Source organism: Massilia genomosp. 1, from assembly GCF_011682185.1.
Taxonomy (GTDB): domain Bacteria; phylum Pseudomonadota; class Gammaproteobacteria; order Burkholderiales; family Burkholderiaceae_D; genus Telluria_A; species Telluria_A rubra.
Genome location: NZ_WHJF01000391.1, coordinates 1 through 487, shown reverse-complemented (window position 1 = coordinate 487; position 487 = coordinate 1). Strand labels below are relative to the sequence as shown.

The 487-nt window shown below is 51.5% G+C and carries 1 pseudogene; it reads left to right on the top strand.

Features of this window, described 5'->3' with window-relative positions:
* Positions 1–126: 126 nt before the first annotated feature.
* Positions 127–273 (top strand): annotated as a pseudogene (locus F1735_RS38420) (RHS repeat-associated core domain-containing protein); the annotation flags it as partial.
* Between the last annotated feature and the right edge of the window lie 214 nt (positions 274–487).

Genomic DNA, 487 nt, shown 5'->3' with positions numbered 1-487 from the left:
CGTCCACGCAAAAGACGAAAGTAAACCTGAAATGCGGCGAGTTTACAAGGGGCGCGTTAAGTCATTGAATGTAAACAGGTTTTCAGCACGGTCGGCACCGCGCGCAAGACTTGTGTATAACGAGGTGGCTTGAACTACAACCGATTCCGCTACTATGATGCGGACTGCGGGCGATATGTTTCCCTAGATCCGATCGGACTTGCAGGTGGCAGTAATTCATATCAATATGCGCCCAATCCTAGTGGGTGGACGGACCCGCTGGGATTAATGAAAAACTGCGCGTGCGGCGCGGCGGATCTAAGTCCTGGAGAATTGCTCCGTCAAAAGCATGGTCATCTTTCAGCACAGGAACGGCAAAAAATAAGGTGATTAGCGCTGATCTTCAGCATAACTGAACTTTGGTCGCCGTTACGTGTCCAACCTTGCATATGCGTGCGCGGTGGCGCAGGCGGGAGAAGATTATGGCGACGATGAATCGGGTTCAGTT